Below are 21,065 nucleotides of genomic sequence, written 5' to 3' on the forward strand. Positions count from 1 at the left end.
TTGAAGAAGTCTGCAGACGTTGATTCACTGGTCCCGCCGGTTCTCTTTGATTCGCGAGGTGGGCAGGATGCTAGGCCGGAAAGAGCGCGATCAGCTGGAGCTGTTCATCACTGGTTCGTTGCGACAGCTCGTTCCAGACGACCACATCCTCGCTCGTGTCGATCGCGTGTTGGACCTCTCGTGGCTGCGTGACGAGGTCACCGATCTCTACTGCACAGATACCGGACGCCCGGGGATCGACCCCGAAGTGGCTGTTCGGCTCATGGTTGCCGGCTTTCTGCTGGGAATCATCCATGACCGACGGCTGCTACGCGAGGCGCAGGTCAATCTCGCGATCCGTTGGTTCGTCGGCTACGGTTTGCACGAGGTGCTACCCGACCACTCGTCGCTGACGCGCATTCGCCAGCGCTGGGGTGCCGAGCGCTTTCGCAACATCTTCAAACGCACCGTGAAGGCGTGCATAGCAGCCAAGATTGTGGCCGGCGAGATCATCCATATCGATGCATCGCTGATCCGTGCGAATGTGAGCTGGGACGCTTTGGCCGTACGCCATGTTGCCGACGTAGAGGCGGCGAATCCATCCGAGTTCGGATGGGAAGACCGTCAGAGCGGCAAATACAAAAAGATCTGCACGACCGACCCCGATGCGACTATGGCGACGAACGGTCGTAACCGTCATCTCGAACCCTCCTATAAACAACATACGGCTGTCGATGATCTGAAGGGCGTCGTTGTCGACGTCGAGGTGACGACCGGCGAACAGAACGAAGGCATGGCCCTAGAAGCTCAGCTCGATGCCATCGCCTTGACAACCGGTGTCGCTATTAAGACGGCGACCATGGATGCAGGCTACGCCTATGCTAAGGTTTTTCGGGCGTTGGAGGACCGCCAGATCGATGCCGTTGTACCAGCCAAGGCCGAACGGCAACCTGGCAAGGTCATACCGACGCGGCGCTTTAGGCTCGATGCCAAGCACAACCTGGTGCGCTGTCCAACCGGCAAGATCCTGCGGCCCAAAGGCAAGCTGCAACGGGACTCTTTCCAACACTTCCATGCGAGTGGCAAAGACTGTTCGGCCTGTCCCCTGCGGCCGCATTGCGTGAGCCCCTCCCGCCACGCTCGTGTGGTCGTGTTCAATGTCAACCACCCGTCGTTACTGAGAGCGCGGCGCAAGAGGCTCAGATGGGGGGAGCATGAACGCCATCTCTATCGGCGTCATCGTTGGCGGGTCGAGGGCGTCCATGGCGAAGCCAAGACTTGGCACGGTCTCCGTCGCGCCATACGCCGTGGCAGAGACAACATGCGTATCCAGGCTTTCCTGACCGCCGCTGCTATCAATCTGAAGCGGTTGGCCGCAGCCGCTTTAGCCATTTTGCTCGTGTTCGCTCCTCACGCTAACGATCGGCCGTTTAAGGATCGCCTCGACCTGAGGCCTCCCAACGGCGCGACTGTCATCTTGCAAGAACGCGAGTCAATCGAAGATACGGGCTTCTTCAACGACCCCACGATGCAGGTCTGCACCACGGTCTGCGGATAGACCGAGGCGATCGCCTCGGGAAAGCCCTTGAGCCCATCGACCACCGCGATCAGGATGTCGTTGACGCCGCGCGTTTTGAGCTCGTTGACGACCCGCAGCCAGAACTTGGCGCCTTCGGTCTGCTCGATCCAGAGCCCGAGCACGTCCTTCTCGCCGCCGCTGTTGTAGGCGAGCGCGACATAGACGGCCTTCTTGACCAGTCCCTCGTCGCGGATTTTGACCCGCAGCGCGTCGAAAAACACGATCGGGTACACGGCATCGAGCGGCCGGCTCTGCCATTCCCGGACCTCCTCGAGGACCGCGTCGGTCACCCGGCTGATCAGGTCGGGTGAGACCTCGGCACCGTACAGCTCGGCCAGGTGGCCCTGGATCTCCCGCACTGTCATGCCGCGGGGCGTACAGGCTCAGGATTTTGTCGTCGAAGCCATCGAACCGGGTCTGGCCTTTGGCGATCAGCTGCGGCTCGAAGCTACCGGCGCGATCGCGCGGCACGGCAATCTCGATCTCGCCGCCTCGGTCAGGATCGTCTTCGAACTCGTCCCGTTGCGATTGTTGCCAGTGCCCCGGCCGCCAGGATCACCCTTCTCGTAGCCCAGATGCTCGGTCAGTTCGGCCCCAAGCGCTCGCTCGATCAAGGCTTTCTTAAGCTGTTTGAACAACCCGTTCTCGCCCGTCAGGTCTTCGGGCTTGCTGTAGTTCGCCAGAAGCTGGTCCAGCAGTTCAGGAGTGATCGTCGAATCAGTCGGCATGTGAGTCTCCCCTCAAAGGTAAACTCACAGAAACCTACTTACACATCGTTCCGGACACCCTCCGGGGCTTCACCCCGCGCAGGCATCGGCAAGTCCAACTCCAGTTGGTATGGCGGTCGCGATGCGGTCATGAGACGTCCGATCTACTTGCCCTTTCCTTCAACCCCTCATCGGGGACCGTTCGGGCCTTCAGCCGGCGAGCCGACCTATTACGCCCTCTGCTGACTTCTGCATCGCGGTCAGGACACCTTGCGGCGTCCTCAGTCCCGAAGGACACGATGCAGATCTCTCGGAGTAAGTCCGACAGCCTTCATCGCACACCCGCTGGATTTACAACTCTGGCCATTGATGGAGATGGACTTCGCGAATGCCTGCCCGCTCGTCCGACCAGTGCTGCCTCATATCCGATTTCTGTTCGTCGGGTCGCGACTTTGCTCCACGCTTCCTTCGGACGGTACCTCGCGGTTCCGCCCTTGCGCTTCCGCTAGTGCTTCACCTCCATCAGGTTACAGGGGACTTTCACCCCCAAGCTGTCGGACATGTCCGACACACAGGCGGGCCTGCGGCCCCCGCCTGCGGCGGCTACGGCCTTGACAGAGCTTGCTGCCCGGCCACTGTTAGCCACCATGGGATCGACGACAATGTCCGCCTGATGCAAGAAACGACTGCAATTCAACCTTCACAGAGGCCTCTTACACAAAACATTCCCGCCGACAAATCGACGAACCGGCGCGACACCGCCGACTTGGAACGGCTGTCGCCTGACTGCGCGGGGACGTCGCGCTCCGGCAACCGAACCGCGCGGCCGAACCGGCGCATCGAGACGTTCAGCAGCATCAGGTTCATCGCCCGTTTGCCGAGCCAATCCTCCGTCCGCGCGGCATCCCAGCTCGGCAAGCTCATCTCGCCACCGCCCCGTCGGCGCACGCGAGGCCGCTCAACCTCGATCATTCCGCCGTGGAAGCCCAACCGACCAGTCGTCCGCCCCGCGATGGCCGTCCTTCTGTTCCGACCGCACATGGCACGGTCCCACAGAGGCGCTCGATGTCCTCCTCCATCATCCCAGCCAGCGTGGCAATGCCCGCCGTCAGGCAAAATCGCTCAAAGCTTTCCCCAACTGTTTCCCAGGCCGACTCCACCATCGCCGTCGCGTCACTGGCATCTTTCGTGATAACCTTCTTCATGGCGTTGCTTTCCTTTCGTGGATTCGACACCCCGAGCCTAACAGCTCAAGGCAAGCAACGCCGCTCCTCCTATTCAACATCGTTCAGGACATTCCCTCGCACCTCCTGCCAGGCACATGACGACGGGAGCTGCGGGCGACCCAACAACTACGGATTCGCGCTCTCGGCGCAACCGGGCGAGTCGCAGAGGCGACCAGCTACTAACTCGAGCTCTCGGCTCGTCGTGTCTATCGGCCTGCCCGCACCTCCGTGCTCCCGGTGGCTCTGTCCCGATGGTCGCACCATACGCTACGATGTAGAATGCCGCAGCGGAACGTTGGCACCGAGATATCTCATACCGGTTACCAATCCCATTGAGAGCACCTTCGCTACCGTGCGCCACCGCACAATTCGATCGAAGGGCTGCCTGTCCAACAGGACGGCGCTCGCGATGGTCTTCAAACTGCTTGAGGCCGCGCAGAAAAGCTGGCGTCGTCTCGATGGCCACACCAGTTGCCAAAACTCGTTCTCGGTGTGACATTCAACGATGGGATCGAGGTGATCGCCAAACCGACTGACCGTCAGCCCATAACCCCCGCCGCCTGACCGGCCACGCCATCACCAAATTTAGGGATAGCTCGCCCATAAGCATCATGCACTGCTTCATAGTGAACATCTATTTGTGCTGGACATAGTGAACGTGTATTTCTCACGTAGAGGAGGAGAGGGGTCGCGCCCAATTTGGCGTTCACATCCGCCTCAACGCCTTGCATACCAAAGCGGCGGGCAATTTCGTACTCGAGCATTAGGCGGCCAGGGGCCAGTTACGGGCGCTGACCTGATGTGCGTGGTCTCGAGGTGAATCCTAGCTTGGTTCTGGAGACGATAGAGCATCTATTTGATCGAGGGAGAGCAGTGTGGACCCTGCGTATAACGACTTCTTTCGGTACCCTGCCTTTGAAGAGCGGCGGTGGGCAATGCACGATTCGGGCGACATGACTGCAGAACAAGCGAGCCTTGATCAGCATCTGGGCGGGTTGGCTCTCGGCTCCTCCGATGAGGGTGCCGGTAGGTCGCGTGATCCTCATTCCGCAGAGGCGCGCGGAAGATTCCAGTGCGCTGATGTCGGAGGATCGATGCGGATGCCCCAATCGGACCGGGAGGCGAGTTGGTTCAGCAGCGCTCGCCACAGCGTGGACCTTCCTGGTGCTCACCTCGTTGGAGCAGAGGAGTTGAGCTCTGACGGGCATTCCGGCAGCTCGCGCGACACTTCGCCGCTCGAGAGGCGGCCCGCAATCCAGATCAACGATTGCAAAAAGCGTGGACTATTGTCGCGCATGGGATCAGGGATTGCCAAGGCGCTCGGGGTAAGTCGTGGCAAAGAATCCTCCTACGGTTCGGTGTCGCAGGTGGTGAGTTCAGAGCTTCGCATGGATTTTGTCATCAGCGCTCCCGCGGTATCCGCCGAAGATGAGGCCCTCCTTGTCCGCCTCCGGGCAGCGCTGCCATATCCGCGCAAAACCATTAACAACTACATGTGGGCGTTGCGCGGCTTCTGCCGTTGGCTTCAGCTTCCGCCCAGAAATATGACGCTGCAGGGCCTGCTTGATGATCGTGCTCGATTGAATACCGTTGCGAAGGAGTATGCGAAGAGTTGCCCCAGGATTTTTCCTTCTGCATTGCAGGCATTTCTGAGTTTCGAGGACGGCAGGCGGCCCCTGTCTGAGGAAGACGTAGCCCTGCTTCAGAGCTTTTCCGAGGTCCTGCCCAAGAAAGCCGTTGCTCAGCAGACGTCCGATTTGCGCCGCTTCTGCCGTTGGCTTCAGCGTGAACCCAGAAGGTTGACACTGCAGAGCCTGCTTGATGATCCTGTTCGATTGAGGGCTTATTTAAAAGATTTTGTTGACAACGGGCCTGGCGATCACAATTCGCTTTCCGCAGTGGAAGCATTATGGAAGTTCCACTGCGGAATGCCGATTGGGCGGCGCAAGCGGCGCGACGTGGCTGCCGAACATGCGATGACTTTGAGCGATCCCCGCCCGCAGCTGGCCGACAAGGCCGTGCCTGCTCGGTCGGCAGACGCCTACCCTGGCATTATCTCTCTGGTTGATCTACCGTCCTCACCTGAGGAGCGGGGTGGTGATGCTTCGCTCGATGTTCGCAGCGGGCCGCCGCCTCTCGGCGCCGAGGAGTGGCTGAGCGATCGACACATCTGGGCGGATTACGGCCTCATGGAGCAGGAGTTGCAGAGGCGCAATCCGGATCTGGCCGCGCGGACGCGGTTCGCGGATCCCCTCACGGTTCTTCAGCTGCGCTCGCGCTCTACCCAGACTGTCGCATTCCATCGCATTGTCAATGGTCCGAACGACAACGATACCGCCGACTTCCTGTTGCTGTCATTGAACGATGCCCCTGTTGAGGGCCCTAATCGCGGCGGCGGCACCCATTGGTCGCTGCTGTTCGTTGATCGCCGCGATCGGCTCATGCCGGTTGCCTATCACTACGACTCCTACGGGGGATACAACAACCGACATGCAGCAGAGCTCGCAAAAGAGCTGGGCGCTCGCCTCGAATTTCGCAGGATGGCTCAGCAGCAGAACACTTATGATTGCGGCGTCTACCTGGTGGATGGCACGCGGGAGCTGGTCAGACAATTGGCGCAAGGGTACGAGCCAGCCGCGATAGACCTCGAAAACTTCCCCGTCAGTCGGGAGAACCTCCAACTGCGATTGAGCACCGCTCGCCGTGTTGGGCGCGCGGAGGATGCAGCGGCTCGATCGGGTCCCTCAACAACTGGCGTCGATCCGACGGAGTTTTGGCGAGATGTGGATCGAGCCGGTCAGCCTTCTGGCGATAGTTGGACTACAGCGAAGTTTTGGGCTCCGCCCGTCCAATCGCCAGCGCCAAGCGTCAACCAGCCAGAAAGCTTCAATTCGGAGCAGTTTTGGCGAGATGTGGATCGAGCCGGTCAGCCTTCTGGCGATAGTTGGACTACAGCGAACTTTTGGGCTCCGCCCGTCCAATCGCCAGCGCCAAGCGTCAACCAGCCAGAAAGCTTCAATTCGGAGCAGTTTTGGCGAGATGTGGATCGAGCCGGTCAGCCTTCTGGCGATAGTTGGACTACAGCGAACTTTTGGGCTCCGCCCGTCCAATCGCCAGCGCCAAGCGTCAACCAGCCAGAAAGCTTCAATTCGGAGCAGTTTTGGCGAGATGTGGATCGAGCCGGTCAGCCTTCTGGCGATAGTTGGACTACAGCGAACTTTTGGGCTCCGCCCGTCCAATCGCCAGCGCCAAGCGTCAACCAGCCAAGCCCACCAGCGTGGAATCAAGATCTCGGCGCCTCGATCTTTGGCCCGACATACTCTGCGCCGACGGACTTAGGACAATTCGTCCCTCCGGGCTGGCAACACGGCAACCAACAAGCGCCGGAGGACCTCATGCGAGGAATGCATTGGTACGGTATGCTGCCGAGCGCGCAGCGAGCCGAGACAAGCATCCGCATCCTTGGCGTGCCCTACAGGGCCATGTTGGGACCCTCAGGCCGGCAGAACGACGTTCTCCTCTTCCTCAATTGAGGCCCCCCATGTTAGGTTGCGAAGACCTTGTTCAGCACGGGGTGCAACGGGGCGTGCCACGTGCGGTTCTGTAAAACGGGTGGGTGAGCAATGCGAACTCGACGCTCCTCACCATCGACGAGGGCTGGCTTGTCCTCGACGATCCGGGGTTCGCCCAGCAGCTTCGCGAATGGCTGAAGACATTCAGGAAGAAATGCCTCCGTCGTCTTCGCCATGCAATCGCTCTCCGACATCGAGGGTAGCAACATCGCACCCGCGATCGTCGAAAGCTGCCCGACGCGCATCTTCCTGCCGAACGAGCGCGCTATCGACTCCTGCTCATCATTGTATGGAGGATTGCCATGCCCAAGACGTAAGCGCGAAGCCGATCTTTCAATTACCCCTAATTTTTGCCTCGATCGCGGCTCCGAGTTCGATGTCGGTTAGCCGCGACAGTCCACGCCAGATCACGGTATTTCCTGGAGGCGGATCGTTGGCTCGCGCCAAGTATCCTCCGAGCCGCGCGATCTTGACGACATAGTGCGAGAGCGTGCTTCCTCGACAGTGATCGCCACCCCTGTCTTTCACCAATGATCAAGGAGCCTGATTTCGAGATCATTCAGCGCCGTCTGCGGTGCGGCATTCGGCGAGGAACGATTGAGCATCGTCATCCAGAAGACGCGCCAACTCACAATGCAGTAAACTGCGATCAGATTGACCAAACGCTCAGCGGTTCGCAATTTAGAATCCTCCGCCTTGCAGCCCAATTTGAGGATCTTATGGAAGACTTCGACCTTCCACCTCAACGCGTACCATTCGATCTTCTCGATGGCGTCCTTGCGCGATTGGACCGGGAGGTCGGTGAGGAGCTTCCACTCGATCTTCTTTCGCCGCTTCGGCGTCCCCCGCTCTTGAGCATGGATCACGGTCAGAGTGAGTGCGGGATATTTCTTCTGCTTGCCGATCGGCGGCAGAATTCGAAGCTTGCGGAAACGAATTTCGAGCAGCGCTTCATCCGGATCGCCTTTGTCGTCCTTGAGGTTGATCCGATGTAGGCCTTTGACCGTAACCTCGTCCATTTCGTCGGCAATTGTATAATTGCCGTCCCCCGCAAGCCGATCAACACAGGTTCGCACCAGGAAATGCGTTCCAACCTCCTCGGCCAGGCAAAACAGCTCATAGATGTCGCTCTCGCGATCACCAATATGAACGCATCGTCCAGGGGCGGCGAGAAGGTCGGTCGATTACTATAATTCTCCAGCAGCGGATGCTCTCCTTCTGCTCGATCGGAACCCGTGTCGGATTAATCTTTCGCTTCAGCGCCGTCGTCCCCTTGAACTTCTTGTGTGTCCAGAACTTGATGCCGCCAGTCCGAAGGGAAGCCCCTCGGTCGTCACGGCGAGGCTCGAATGCATCAGGATGCCGCGCTGCGTGCGCCCTGCCGTCTTACCGGTAAAGCCAATCAGATCTGGCTTCTCGCGCTTGAAGCTGAACTCCGTCGCGTTATGGAGGATGAGGATCGGTCCCTCGGTCGCCGTTGCGCGCCTGCGCGTCGCCTCGAAATGACCCCAAAGAATATCCGCCTCGTTGACCCGTTCGTTGGAGAAGAAGCGATAGCCCGCCTTCGTGTTGGCCCAGTCCTGACAAACCAGCGGGATGCTCTGCCCCATGTCGCTCCCGACTTGTGCGAGCAATTTGCAGAACCGCCGGCCAAGCCGCTCATCCTTAAACTCGCATCCTGCAGCTTCCCGATCAACCCACGTCTCGACCCCGCGGGTCACTTCAAATTCCTCCCGGTGCGGTCAGTCAAATTCCTCCAAGGCAGGACAAGTTGCTTGTTAGTTTGCCTTTGTTTCACGGGCAAGAGTTTCGGCGGCCTCTTTGAGCCGATAGCTGCATCCGTCGAACTCAAGCAGATGGCAATGATGCATCAGGCGATCGAGGATCGTCGTACTCATGGTGTTGTCCCCCAGGTATGTCCCCCAATCCTGCACGACGCGATTGGAGGTGACGATGACGCTGCGGTGCAGTTTGTATCGCTGATGGATCAGGGTCTGCAGCAATGCGCCGGCGTCGTCAGGGATTGCGGATTCCGATGATCGCGCGCAGCTATTCCAATCTGATGCCGCGCAGCATTCCAATCTGATCGCGCGCATGTGAAGCCCCCGATCGTTAAAGGCAATTGGTACTATCGGTCGCCCGTGGTCAAGCGGCCGCCGAAGAGATCACGTCTGGTGTCGCTCGATGGAGCGAAGCTGACTGGACGCGCACCCCCAACAGTGCCGTAGCGGCCGGTCAGCTTCGCGGGCTGTAGTCCCTGGTCTTCATCGGGCCGACGATGTAATCAAGCCCGAGGAAGAACCGGCGTGCGACGCATGGAGTCACCGTTTAGTTCCAGCCTGTGAGCGTTGTGAAGCAACCGATCAAGTATGGCATCAGCGTAAGTTGGGTCATTTATGAGCTCATGCCATTTGGCAATTGGAAGCTGGCTGGTGACGAGTGTTGATCGACGGCCGTAGCGGTCTTCGAGGATTTCGAGCAGATGATGCCGGGCATTGGCGTCGATGGCCTGGAGGCCCCAATCGTCCAAAATTAGGAGCTCGACGGCGGCGATGCTCTTCATCCGCGAAGTGAGTCGACCGTCGCCCCGGGCAAGGTCCAGTTCTTCGAACAACGGCGGCAGCCGGGTGTAAAGTACAGAATGGTTGTCCCGGCAGGCCTTGTGACCAAGCGCACAGCCCAGCCAGCTTTTCCCGACGCCGGGTTGGCCCGACAATGGCACAATTCTCATGGTTTTTGATCCAGTCTCCCTTGAGCAGCATGTCGAACAAGCGGCGGTCGAGCCTACGGCGTGCGCGGTAGTCGATATCCTCGGGCACGGCATGATGACGCAGCTTTGCCTTGCGGAGACGAAGCGCCAGGCGCCGGTTGTTACGCCAGGTCGCTTCACGATCCAGCAGCAACGCCAACCATTCGGCGTGAGCGAGACCATGGACCTCCTCGTTGTCGGCAAGGTTCTTAAAGGCCTCGGCCATACCGGTAAGGCCGAGCTGGGTAAGCAAGTGGAGTGTAGGGTGTGTCAGCATTTTCTTCCCTTTTAGTGGTAATAGTCCGAGCCTCTGATGTTGGTGTGTAGGATCGGCTCGCGCTCGGGGGACGCGGGCGTTACAACGCGATCAAGCTCCTTCTCGAGGATCGATTTGACGCTCGGGTAGTTGCGAGTCCGGATTTCAATCGCGCGCAGCGCGGCCGCCTCGAGGCGTTCGGCGCCAAAGTGCTTCTCAAGTCGGATGATCCCCAGGCACGAACGATAGCCCTGTTCGGGATGCGGCCGATCCTCGATGATCCGGTCGACCAGCAGGCGCAGCATCGGGCCGATCCGGCTTGCCTCCTGCGGATCTTTGCCGGCGTCCACTCGCCATAGCGCCGGTGGCTGGAAGGCATGTGGGCGCTGATCGTCGTGTGATGCCCGTTGCCGCTGCCGCGCATGTGCACGGCGATACGCTCGCCCCCCAGGAAGATTTCAATCGTTCGCGCACAGATCCGCGCTTCTACCTCGCGACGGGCGAAGCGGTAGGGCACCGAGTAGTAGTGTCGTTCGATCTCGACGTGATAGTCGAGCCCAACCCGGCATCGGCGCCATTCGGCATGGACCCACGGCTCGCCGGGGAGCGGTTTAAGATTCGGCGCGTCAATTTCCTCGAACAGCTGGCGCCGTGTGCGGCCATACTGGCGTAGCACCCGCCCGTCATTGAGCTTGGCCAGCCACTCGGCAATCGCACCGTTGAGCTCGGCAAGGCCGTAAAAGGTTCGGTTGCGCAGCCGTCCCAGTAGCCAGCGCTCGATGATTCCGACGCCGGCCTCAACCTTCGCCTTGGCAAAAGTTGTCGACTGCAGGTCATGCGGGTACGACCCAGCAAAAGGTGCGGATCACGCATCCCTTCCATCCGCTTTGCGGTCGCAAGTTCGAGCTGATCTGTCGGCGCCGTCATTGGGGCGAAGACCGGGTGGTCTATGAGGGTCAGAACGGTCGACTTTGCACGATCGCGAGCGCATGGACCGATATCGATCCACCCGATGAGTTCCGGCTGATCGCTGCGGGTAGAGCAGCCTTTTGCGCGGTTGACCTGTTGGCGCTTTGTGACGCGCTGGATCAACTCGCGGAGAGCATGGGCACCCGCGATGCGTAAAGATAAATACGCCGCATATGTAAAGACAATAACGCCATGCTGTCGACGCGGCGCAGTGTATTTCCACCAAAATAGAGGCGGCAAATCTTCATATTGCGTCAACATCTCCGTTGACACCCCAACATGTAGAGGTGTATTTATATTTACGTAAGATTGAGGCCGAGCATGGCCAGGGCGAAGAAGCGGGATTCGAAGAGCGAGGCGCTGGCGCAAGACGGCGTCCTCAATTCAAATCCGGAAGCTGTCCGCGACCCCTCGTTCGTCAGCAACCCATTCTTCGATGCGAAGGACCTGGTGCAGGTGCGCTACGAGATGGTGCGACGTCACCAGGTCGACGGCATTGCGATCAGCGAGGCCGCCGAGACATTCGGCGTGACGCGCCCGACCTTCTACAAGGCGCAGAGCGCCCTGCAAACCTCCGGGCTTGCCGGCCTGTTGCCGAACCGGCGAGGCCCCAAAGGCGGCCACAAGGTCTCCGCCGAGGTCGTTGCGTTCGTCGCAGCTCTCAAAGCTGCAAGACCCGAACTGACGACGTCGCACTGCCTAGATGCGATCGAGGCGCGGTTCGGCGTCAAGGTGCACCGACGCAGCCTGGAGCGGGCGCTGGCGCGCAAAAAACGACTCAATCCAGCTTGATCGCCGCGCCTGCGGACGCAGCGGACAGCTACGAGAAGCTACGCGCCGCCGCATTGCGTGCCGAGTTCACGGCCTGCCCGGGTCTCACCATTCTTCGTCGACGGGGATTGGCAGCGTGGATCCGAGCACGCGGGCAGGAGGTCAATACCGAGGCGGCCTGCCACGACCATCGGCTCGCGCACTCGGCCCCAGACAATCCGTCGCCCGCAACAAGCGACGTCACGCGCCTCATCGCTGGCATCCTCGTCGCCATCGCAATGGAGCCCTTCCATGCCTGAGCTTAAAGTCACTGCCGACCATCTCAAGCGCGACGCTTACCTCTATGTCCGCCAATCGACCCTTCGCCAGGTCGCCGAGCACGGCGAGAGCACCGAGCGCCAATATGGGTTGCGGGATCGAGCAGTTGTGGCCGGCTGGCCGGTCGAGCGCGTTCACGTCATCGATCGCGATCTCGGCAAGTCCGGATCAAGTACGACAGCACGCGATGGCTTCCAGCAACTGGTGAGCGAGGTGGCGCTCGGCAAGGCTGGTATTGTCATGGGGCTGGAGGTCTCGCGCCTTGCGCGCAACTCGGCCGACTGGCACCGGCTCATCGAACTTTGCGCATTGACGGCGACGCTCATCCTTGACGAAGACGGTATCTACGATCCAGCCAGCTTCAACGATCGCCTCTTGCTCGGCCTCAAAGGTACGATGAGCGAGGCCGAGCTGCACATCCTTAAAGCACGCATGCGTGGTGGTCAGCTCAACAAGGCCCGTCGCGGCGAGCTCGAGATGTGCCCTCCGGTTGGGCTGGTTTACCGGAACGATCGAACGATCGGCCTCGATCCCGACCTCCAGGTGCAGAACGCAATCCGTCTCGTGTTCGATGCCTTCGAGCAGACCGGAAGTGCGATGCAGACAGTCCGCTTCTTCCGGGAGCAAGGTTTGCTGTTCCCGCGACGACTCCGGACAGGACCGAACAAGGGTGATCTCCTGTGGGCGGCGCCGCACCATGCGCGCGTTCTGCAGGTGCTCCACAATCCGCGCTACGCCGGCGCTTTTGCGTATGGCCGAACGCGTATACGGCACCGGCCCGATGGTGGCACCAGTGTCGTCAAGGTTGCCAGGGCCGATTGGCAGTTCGTTATGCCGGGGATGCACCAGGGCTACATCGACTGGGAACGCTTCGAGGCCAACCAGCGGCGGCTCGCCGACAACGCTCGTGCCTTCGGTGGCGAGCGGCGGTCGGGACCGGCGCGCGAGGGACCGGCGCTTCTCCAAGGTCGCGTGGTCTGTGGCCTGTGTGGCGAACGCATGGGTGTGCGCTACAGCCAGGAGCACGGCAGCACCGTCCCAACCTATCTGTGCCAGGCGAACGCGGTACGCCGCGCGGGATGGACCTGCCAAACGGTTCCCGGGAAGATCGTCGATGCGGGGATCGCAGACCTGATGATCGAGCTGATGACGCCGATGACGCTGGCCGTCACCCTCGAGGTGCAGCGCGAGCTCGAGACGCGCGCCGCAGAGACCGATGCAGCGCGTCGCCAGCATGTCGAGCGGATGCGCTATGAAGCCGAGCTTGCGCGTCGACGCTACATGAAGGTCGATCCCGACAACCGACTCGTCGCCGATTCACTCGAGGCCGAATGGAACGACAAGCTGCGCCGCCATGCCCATGCCGCCGAAGACTACAAGCGCCGAAGCAAACAGCAGGCTGCGGCACTCAGCGCAGAAGCCCAGCGACGCATCCTTGACCTCGCCGAGCAGCTTCCGCGGATCTGGCAAGATCCGCGAGTTGAGTCCCGCGAGCGCAAGCGCATCGTGCGTCTGCTCATCGACGACGTAACCTTAATCAAGTCGCAAACTATCACGGCCCATGTGCGCCTGTCCGGCGGCGCCACGCGTACCTTGGTGCTCGACCGGCCGCTACCCATCGCCCAGATCCGCAAGTTCAAACCTGAACTCGTCGCCGAGGTTGATCGTCTTCTTGATCATCATTGCGATCGCGAAGTCGCCGAGATTCTCAATAAGCACGGATGGCGTACATGGGAGGCAAAGGCGTTCAATCTGAAGAAGGTTGCCTTCATTCGCTGCGCCTACAAACTTGCGAGCCGATATGAGCGGCTGCGTCGGCGTGGTATGCTCACGACGCGCGAGATCGCCACCAAGTTCTGCGTCTCCGAGACAGCCGTACACACGTGGGGTCGCCAGGGGCTCATCTCAAAATGCTATACCGACAGCCTGAACCGTGGCCTGTGGGAGATCCCTCCTGGCATGACGATCCGCAAGGGCTGCGGTGGGCGCGGCGCGCGCCCGGCGCAACTCACCGCATCACCGCGCCATCACAGGAATGAGGTGCAGTATGAAGCGCTCGCCTTATCTCTCGGGCGACGCGGCCGTGCCGGCAAAATCGCCGTGCCGTAATGCTGCGCCATATCGCTGTAGCTGCGGTTGACCATAGGGTCATAGAGGCAGGCCTTGATCACCGCGACCTTGGCGTTGTCGGGCACCAGCAGTTGCGTCGCGCCGCCAAAAAAGAAGGCCGCGTTATGTCCCGCGATCCAGTCGCCGAGCTGCTCGGTCCACGTCGCCAGCGCGAACGACAAGCTGGATGCGCCCATGACCGCCACGAAGATGTGCGCGTCGCGCACCTCGCCAGTCTTACGGTCAACCACCGGCACCGTGTCGCCGGCATAGTCGACAAACAATTTCTCGCCGCCGCCGTGGTGCTGGCGCATCACCAGCGGCAGCCGGCCTTCCCAGTTGCGGAACAAGTCACAGAAACGGCTGTACCGGTACCCGTCCGGATGCTCTGCAATGTACTCGTCCCACAGCACCTGCAAGGTCACATGCTTGCGCTTGAGCTCGCGGGCAATAACGGACCAGTCCGGTTCGGCCACCTTGCGGCGACCCGGCTTCACGCCAGGCAACCCGTACAGCCGTTGCTCCAACTCGGCGTCGCTTATCGCTTCCGGGACTGGCCATGCCAGACCCGCGCGCGCAAACCGCTTCAGCGTGTCACGTACCGTCGTCGGCCCGATGCCGACGCGCTCGCCAACCACGCGCGTCGAGAGCCCAGCCTCAAGGCTCAACCTCACAATCTCGCGCACCTGGCGCATGATAACCCTCCTCGTCGGCATCCAATCCTCCCAACTGCTTCCAGCCGGAGAAATGGCCCAACGATCGGGCCTCACACCATCCGAAACTGCGCGCGATCAAATCGGAATGCTGCGCGGACAATGCTCGGAATGCTGCGCGCGATCATTTCGGAACCCTGCGCGCCATCAAGTCGGTACGTCGCGCACCATCACCTCGGAATCGGCAAGGGATGGCGCGTGCGAGGAACAGATCGTCCAGCACGAGGAGATCGCAGTCGATGATGGTTCTCAGGCGCACCTCGCGTTGCGCCGGGGAGTTCAGGGCATAGCGGTGGAAGAAGTCGTCGGTCTCAAGATACTGGACCTTGTGGTTTTGCAGGATCGCCTGATAGGCAATCGCCTTGGCGATGTGGGATTTCCCGGTGCCAGGCGGACCAGCGTCATAATGCCGGGTGTCTGGGATCTGATGTGGAGATCCTTTACCCGTTCCATCCGCGATGCGGAGCGTCAGTCGTGGTTATCGCCTGCAAGCGGATTGGGGGTGATACGCATTTTGTTATCAGACAACCTGACGCCACGTTGACGCTGCTGCCGGCATGGATGGCGGCTCCCGCCGCCGCGTCCTCCATCTCAAAGCTGATCCGCGGCTTCCGGTGGATCGTCTACTGGAGGCGCGTCTTCTTGTCGACGCGCCCTTAGCCTCCTCTTCCAGCGAATCGTCCCATTCGCGAGGAGGTGGTCATGGCGGATGGATCACGTCGTCAGGGGATCTGTTCGAGAGCCCTCCGACATACACCAGCATTCCAATCGAAACCCATCAGCAAATGCTGGAGCTCTTAAAGGAGCTTCTGACCGAAGCGCTCACCGACAGCGCAGTCGAGGCACACGACGTGAACCGGGAGGACAGCGATGAGCAAGATCACGCCTGAGCACCTTGCTCGCCACGCCGTCGTCTACATTCGTCAGTCGACGGCCGACCAGGTTATCAACAACCGCGAGAGCCAGCGCCGCCAGTACGGCTTGGCCGACCGTGCGCGGCAGCTGGGCTGGAGCGAGGTGGTCGTAATCGACGACGATCTCGGTCGCTCGGGTGGCGGCACCGCGCGTCCCGGGTTCGAGAAGCTGCTCGCCGCCATTTGCGAAGGGCGAGTTGGCGCTGTGGTCTCGATTGAGGCCTCTCGGCTGGCCCGCAACGGCAGGGATTGGCATACGCTCCTGGAGTTCTGCGGGCTCATTGGAACACTGATCGTCGATGAGGATGGCGTCTACGATCCGCGCCACCCCAACGATCGCCTTCTGCTCGGCATGAAGGGCACGATGAGCGAGATGGAGCTGTCTATCTTTCGGCAACGCTCGCTTGAAGCCTTGAAGCAGAAGGCACGTAGGGGTGAGCTCTTCCTCAACGTCGCCATCGGCTATCTCAAGGTCTCCCACGATCGGATCGAGAAGGACCCTGATCGGCGCATTCAGGAGGCGCTCGTACTCGTGTTCACCAAGTTTGCCGAGATGCAGACACTGCGCCAGGTCCACCTCTGGTTACGGCAGGAGCGAATCACTTTGCCCGCGGTCGGCCATGGCCCCGAGGGCCGCCACGTCGAATGGAAGTTACCAGTATACAATACGATCCACCACATCCTGACCAATCCCGCCTATGCTGGCGCCTATGTCTTCGGGCGCTCGGGCAGTCGGGTGACGATCGAGGCCGGCCGCAAGAGGATCGTGCGGGGCTTCCGGCGCGAGCGCAACGACTGGGAGGTTTTGATCAAGGACCACCATGAGGGCTACATTACGTGGGCGGAGTTCGAGAGGAATCAGCGCCTGATCACCGACAACGCCAACGGAAAAAGCTTCATGAATCGTGGCTCGGTCCGCCGCGGCGAAGGCCTTCTCGCGGGGCTTCTTCGTTGCGGCCACTGCGGCCGCAAACTTCACGTTGCCTACAGCGGCACGCACAGTACTGTCGGGCGCTATCATTGCCGCGGTAGCCAGATCAACCATGGTGGAGACCCGTGCATCTCATTCGGCGGTCTGCGCGCGGATCGCGCGATCAGCGCGGAGGTCATCGCGCGGCTGCAGCCGCTGGGTGTACAGGCGGCACTGGCGGCCATGGAAGCGCGCGGGCGTGAACACGCCGACAAGCTGCGTCAGCTCGAGTTGACTCTGGAGCAGGCACGCTACGAGGCAACTCGCGCTCATCGGCGATACGAGGCTGTCGATCCGGACAATCGCCTTGTTGCCGGCGAGCTGGAGCGGCGCTGGAACGAACGCCTGGTCGCTGTCCGCGAGCTTGAGGGCGAGCGCGAGACGTTGTTGGCTACGCCGGAGATGACGTTGAGCGACATCGATCGCGATCGGTTACTTGCGCTTGGTGCCGATCTCGAGAGAGCTTGGGAAAGTCCGGGTGCAACAGCTGCGACGCGCAAGAGGATCATCCGAAGCTTGATCCATGAGATCGTTGTGCGCATCCACGACGAGGTGCTGGACTTGATTGTCCACTGGCATGGTGGCGATCACACGGCATTGCAGGTGAGGAAGAACCGCACCGGCGAGCACCGCTGGAGCACCGCAGCAGATGTGGTCGATCTCGTTCGTGTCCTCGCGCGTCAGATGCCCGATAGCACCATCGCCGCGGTTCTCAACCGCGCCAGTAAGTCGACGGGGCGGGGCAACAGTTGGACCCGTGTCCGCGTTCGCAGCCTGCGCAATCAACACGCCATTGCGGCCTACCGAGAGGGCGAGCGCGCCGAGCGTGGAGAGGTCACTTTGGACGAAGCTGCAACTGCGTTGAAAGTCAGTCCTTCGACGGTTCGCCGTCTGATCGAAGAACAGAGCTTGCCTGCCCAGCAGCTGTGCAAAGGCGCACCGTGGATGATCAAAGCGGTTGATCTGGAACATCCCGATGTCAAGCGCGCCGCGCATGCGCGGCGGTTCCGGCGGCCATCGTCTGGCGATCCGGGTCAAAAAGAACTTCAACTCTAAGGGGGTAGCGAGATGCGTAGTATGAATCTGACTCGGGTTTGCCGACGAGCAGCGCGTTCTCGCCGGCAGCAATGAACGCTAGGGTGTGGAGCTGGAAGCAAGTTTGGCGCGGCAATTTGGGATTAAAGGACCAGTCGAACTCGGCGAGCGTCAGCTTTTCATCGAGCCCGGATTGCTGGTATCGCCGCTCGATAAGACGGGATTGGCGGCGATCCAGTTCGTCCTGCAAGATCAAGGAGAAGGTCTCGAGGAAGGGTTGGTTGGCGCCCTGCGCCTGCAGCACGCGCGTCTGCAGCGTGTCGCGGACGCCCGACAGGCGCAACTGTCGCAGGCAACGCTCAATTTCCGGCATGGTCATCATGTAGTTGAGTCTCCAGTTTGAGGTGAGAAGGCGCAGCGGGAGCGCTTGTGGCGCCGGAGCTGGTCGGGGTTGTGCAGGCGACACGAGCGCGGGTTACAGGGGCGCGGTCGTTGTGAGCCTCGGCCTGCCGGTCATTGTCGTTGGCGTCGCGCCGCACCGCGCGGCTGAATAGATCACCGTATTCGGCGGGGGCGCGGATCAGCGGATGATCCTGAATGAGCTGCGATGTCGGTGGTGGCGTCGTTTCAATCTGCGCGAATGCCTGTTCAAACAGCCGCTCGACGGTCGCGCGCACGTGCTTGTAACGGTAGATGCGGTTGTCGATGGCGTGCGCACAAGCCTGTTCGACCAACCGTGCCGGATACTTCCGGCTCAGCCCGACAATGCCCCACATCGCGCGTTGTCCAACGCGCCCTTCGGTGTCGAACATCTGCTGGCACAGCGCCTTGGTCTGCGGGCCGATGCGGCCGGCGCTCGACAGCAGCAAGGCTGTTTGCCGCGACGGATTGAACGGCCGCTCGTTGGTCGGCAGGACGACAGAACCGGATGCGCCATCCGGGGATGAACGCGCAGCAGCGCATGGGTGTGGCGATCGCGGATCTCGATCGTCGAGGCGTAGATCCGCACCACGACCTGGCTGCCGATGGGCGCAGGCCGCGCGGCGTAATAGCTGCTATCAACACGCACGGTGGTATCGTCGCAGACGGTCCGAACAACCTCGGTGAAGATGCGGAAGGCAGCCACTGGCAACGGCCGCAGGTGCGGCTTCTCCTCCTGGAACATCGCCTCGACCTGACGGCGCGTGCTGCCGTGGATGCGTTTGGAAGCCCAGTTCTCCTCCCAGTGCCTCAATAACTCATTCTGTGCCTCCAGCGTCTCGAAGCGCCGTCCGGCCAGCGCGGTGCCCTGGGTATGTTGAATCGCGTTCTCGACGCTCCCCTTCCGGTTGGGATCGGCCACACGCGCGGGATCGGCGACCACGGCGTAATCAGCCAGCATCGCGCTGTAAATCGGGTTGAGCTGGGGCTCGTACAAATCCGGCTTGAGGACGCCTTCTTTCAGGTTGTCGAGCACGACATAGCTGGGGACCCCGCCAAAATACCGGAACGCTTTCTTCGTGAAGCTGCGCCCAGACCTGCTGGCTGGATTGCCAGACCACCAGCCGGAAGCTCCGCCGCGAGTAGCGCAGCGTCATCACGAACAGGCGGGGACGACGGTAACGCCCACTCTTCGGATCAACCGTCGGCGCGCCCTCGCCATAGTCGACCTGAGCTTCCTCGCCGGGGAGGAACTCAAGGCGATCAAACTGCTCAGGATCGGCGTGCCGCGACGTGCGCACAAACCGCTTGACGCTCTGATAGGTGGACGGAAAGCCAAATCGATCAACCAGGTCCTGGTAAATCGCCTGCGCATTCCGCTTCAGGCGGACCTGTTCTTCGATCCATGCCCGATGCGGTTCGCAGGCCGAGCGGGCCTGGCTGCCGGTGACCGTCGCACCCGACCCCCTAAAAGCCGGTGGTCGGGGTGGAGGAATTTGGCCGTCCACGCTCACCGGGCCGGTGGTCACCTCCCCGGGGGAATTTGCCTCCGCACCAGCCCACAGCGCCCGGTAACGCCGGATCGTCTTGCGATCGACCCCCGTCAGCCTGTGGATCTCGAGCCTGTGGATCTCGCGCTGGCTGGCGTTGCGATCAAGGAGCGTAAATACCGTGCTTTGCAGGTGTGGCTTCAAGACGTTCAACTCCTCGGTCCCCTTGCTGGCTAAAGGGACCGAAAATAAACGTCCTGCCTGACCGGCTACCGCTGTTCAGCGCCGCCGACGACGATCATCAGGTGGGGGAGCTTCAAGTGACCATACCCGGGGGATTTTGACCGACCCACGGGGGTTTCGATACCGGTCGTCAATCGCTGAGCACGCGTCTCCGCGCGTTCCTTCACCAAGCCCATCGAGCACCCCACCCCTCCGAATCAGGTGCTCAACAACGAATCACAACAGATTCTTCCGATTCAAGTTTTTGCCCGCGGCGCGTCGTCCAAATCCGATGCCAAATGTGGATAATTGAAAGCTGTTCGATGGGATGCACGAATGGGTGACCACCGAACGCGCCACACTCTCGCGCTCCTCCGAGGTTCGCGAGCCGATCGACTACATGCTCAAGCGCTGGGCTGACTTCGCCCGCTTCCTTGATGATGTCAGAATCTGCCTGACCAACAACGCTGCGGAAAGAGCGCTGCGCGGTATCGCTCTCGGAAGACGCAATTGGACCTTTGCCGGTTCTCAGCGCGGGGCAGACCGCGCCGCTGTCATGATGACGCTTCTCACCACCGCACGCCTCAACGACGTCGACCCGCAAGCCTGGCTCGCCGATGTTCCGGCCCGTATCGCCGATCTGCCTGCCTCGCGCCTGGACGAGCTGCTTCCTTGGGAATGGAAACGGCTACGCGCGGTCGAAAAACCCTCCGATCAGCGTCCCATCGCAGGCCAGCGACCATCATAACCGAGACCGTCTATGCGCGCGCGTAGTCGTTGCGCGGCCGTCCTCGGACGCGTACTCTTCAAACTGCTTGAGGCCACGCAGAAAAGCTGGCGTCGTCTCGATGGTCACAACCAGTTGCCAAAACTCGTTCTCCGTGTGACATTCAACGATGGGATCGAGGTCATCGCCAAACCGACTGACCGTCAGCCCACAACCGCCGCCGCCTGACCGGCCGCGCCGTCACCAAAATTTAGCGATAGCTCGTGCCATTACTGAAATCGCTGTCCGCGAATTACCGAAATCGGTGTTCGGGATTTGCCGAAACACGCACATAGCTCC

Annotated in this window: 8 protein-coding genes and 14 pseudogenes; 11 read left to right on the forward strand and 11 right to left on the reverse strand. The window is 61.0% G+C overall.

Features of this window, described 5'->3' with window-relative positions; all coding sequences use genetic code 11:
- Positions 1–67 precede the first annotated feature (67 nt).
- Positions 68–1,360, forward strand: a pseudogene (locus QA643_RS28390) (IS1182 family transposase); the annotation flags it as partial.
- 131 nt (positions 1,361–1,491) lie between these two features.
- Here QA643_RS28390 and QA643_RS28395 read toward each other — a convergent pair.
- Positions 1,492–2,286: pseudogene (locus tag QA643_RS28395) on the reverse strand (IS256 family transposase); the annotation flags it as partial.
- 708 nt (positions 2,287–2,994) lie between these two features.
- A pseudogene (locus QA643_RS28400) lies at positions 2,995–3,470 on the reverse strand (IS256 family transposase); the annotation flags it as partial.
- A gap of 343 nt (positions 3,471–3,813) precedes the next feature.
- Between QA643_RS28400 and QA643_RS28405 the strand changes: the two are divergent.
- From QA643_RS28405 to QA643_RS28415, 3 genes and pseudogenes are all read left to right on the forward strand, one after another.
- Positions 3,814–4,055 (forward strand): annotated as a pseudogene (locus tag QA643_RS28405) (IS256 family transposase); the annotation flags it as partial.
- 530 nt (positions 4,056–4,585) lie between these two features.
- A complete protein-coding gene (locus QA643_RS28410) occupies positions 4,586–7,024 on the forward strand; it encodes a Ulp1 family isopeptidase (protein WP_283028988.1) in 2,439 nt (812 codons plus the stop codon).
- Between the two features lie 101 nt (positions 7,025–7,125).
- Positions 7,126–7,354: pseudogene (locus QA643_RS28415) on the forward strand (TraM recognition domain-containing protein); the annotation flags it as partial.
- A 233-nt stretch (positions 7,355–7,587) separates the two neighbouring features.
- On the opposite strand, the gene QA643_RS28420 reads toward QA643_RS28415, so the two are convergent.
- The 5 genes and pseudogenes from QA643_RS28420 to QA643_RS28440 all read right to left on the reverse strand — a co-directional run.
- Positions 7,588–8,208 carry an IS4 family transposase gene (locus tag QA643_RS28420; RefSeq protein ID WP_349253302.1) on the reverse strand — a complete coding sequence of 207 codons (621 nt, stop codon included), beginning with the start codon at positions 8,206–8,208 and terminating at the stop codon, positions 7,588–7,590.
- A gap of 111 nt (positions 8,209–8,319) precedes the next feature.
- Positions 8,320–8,784 carry a transposase gene (locus QA643_RS28425; protein ID WP_283028989.1) on the reverse strand — a complete coding sequence of 155 codons (465 nt, stop codon included), beginning with the start codon at positions 8,782–8,784 and terminating at the stop codon, positions 8,320–8,322.
- A gap of 57 nt (positions 8,785–8,841) precedes the next feature.
- Positions 8,842–9,090, reverse strand: a pseudogene (locus tag QA643_RS28430) (ATP-binding protein); the annotation flags it as partial.
- Between the two features lie 257 nt (positions 9,091–9,347).
- A pseudogene (gene istB / locus QA643_RS28435) lies at positions 9,348–10,089 on the reverse strand (IS21-like element helper ATPase IstB).
- 11 nt (positions 10,090–10,100) lie between these two features.
- Positions 10,101–10,879: pseudogene (locus tag QA643_RS28440) on the reverse strand (IS21 family transposase); the annotation flags it as partial.
- Between the two features lie 47 nt (positions 10,880–10,926).
- Between QA643_RS28440 and QA643_RS28445 the strand changes: the two are divergent.
- The 4 genes from QA643_RS28445 (at position 10,927) to QA643_RS28460 (ending at position 14,235) form a co-directional block, all read left to right on the forward strand.
- Positions 10,927–11,193 (forward strand): DUF5372 family protein, encoded by a 267-nt coding sequence (locus QA643_RS28445; RefSeq protein WP_283028990.1) that lies wholly within the window; start codon positions 10,927–10,929, stop codon positions 11,191–11,193.
- A 165-nt stretch (positions 11,194–11,358) separates the two neighbouring features.
- Positions 11,359–11,829: a helix-turn-helix domain-containing protein gene (locus QA643_RS28450; RefSeq protein ID WP_283028991.1), complete on the forward strand. Its 471-nt coding sequence runs from the start codon at positions 11,359–11,361 to the stop codon at positions 11,827–11,829.
- On the forward strand, positions 11,826–12,107 hold the full coding sequence (locus QA643_RS28455) for a hypothetical protein (RefSeq protein ID WP_283028992.1): 282 nt from the start codon (positions 11,826–11,828) through the stop codon (positions 12,105–12,107). Before QA643_RS28450 ends, QA643_RS28455 begins: the two co-directional genes overlap by 4 nt.
- Positions 12,100–14,235, forward strand: coding sequence for a recombinase family protein (locus QA643_RS28460; protein ID WP_283028993.1), 2,136 nt, complete (start codon positions 12,100–12,102; stop codon positions 14,233–14,235). The genes QA643_RS28455 and QA643_RS28460 overlap by 8 nt, the downstream gene beginning before the upstream one ends.
- Here the strand turns inward: QA643_RS28460 and istA (QA643_RS28465) are convergent.
- Together istA (QA643_RS28465) and QA643_RS28470 are read right to left on the reverse strand one after the other, a co-directional pair.
- Positions 14,184–14,930, reverse strand: a pseudogene (gene istA / locus QA643_RS28465) (IS21 family transposase); the annotation flags it as partial. The gene QA643_RS28460 and the pseudogene istA (QA643_RS28465) overlap by 52 nt on opposite strands.
- A gap of 205 nt (positions 14,931–15,135) precedes the next feature.
- Positions 15,136–15,339 (reverse strand): annotated as a pseudogene (locus tag QA643_RS28470) (ATP-binding protein); the annotation flags it as partial.
- 479 nt (positions 15,340–15,818) lie between these two features.
- Between QA643_RS28470 and QA643_RS28475 the strand changes: the two are divergent.
- Positions 15,819–17,888, forward strand: coding sequence for a recombinase family protein (locus QA643_RS28475; RefSeq protein ID WP_283028994.1), 2,070 nt, complete (start codon positions 15,819–15,821; stop codon positions 17,886–17,888).
- Positions 17,889–17,922: 34 nt separating this feature from the next.
- Here the strand turns inward: QA643_RS28475 and istB (QA643_RS28480) are convergent.
- Positions 17,923–18,249, reverse strand: a pseudogene (istB, locus tag QA643_RS28480) (IS21-like element IS1631 family helper ATPase IstB); the annotation flags it as partial.
- A pseudogene (gene istA, locus QA643_RS28485) lies at positions 18,227–19,990 on the reverse strand (IS21 family transposase). The pseudogenes istA (QA643_RS28485) and istB (QA643_RS28480), both read right to left, overlap by 23 nt.
- Positions 19,991–20,315: 325 nt before the next feature.
- On the opposite strand from istA (QA643_RS28485), the pseudogene QA643_RS28490 reads away from it, so the two are divergent.
- Positions 20,316–20,747 (forward strand): annotated as a pseudogene (locus QA643_RS28490) (transposase); the annotation flags it as partial.
- Between the two features lie 54 nt (positions 20,748–20,801).
- Positions 20,802–20,954, forward strand: a pseudogene (locus QA643_RS28495) (IS256 family transposase); the annotation flags it as partial.
- Positions 20,955–21,065 lie beyond the last annotated feature (111 nt).

This window comes from Bradyrhizobium sp. CB3481, from assembly GCF_029714305.1.
In the GTDB taxonomy this organism is placed as follows: Bacteria; Pseudomonadota; Alphaproteobacteria; order Rhizobiales; family Xanthobacteraceae; genus Bradyrhizobium.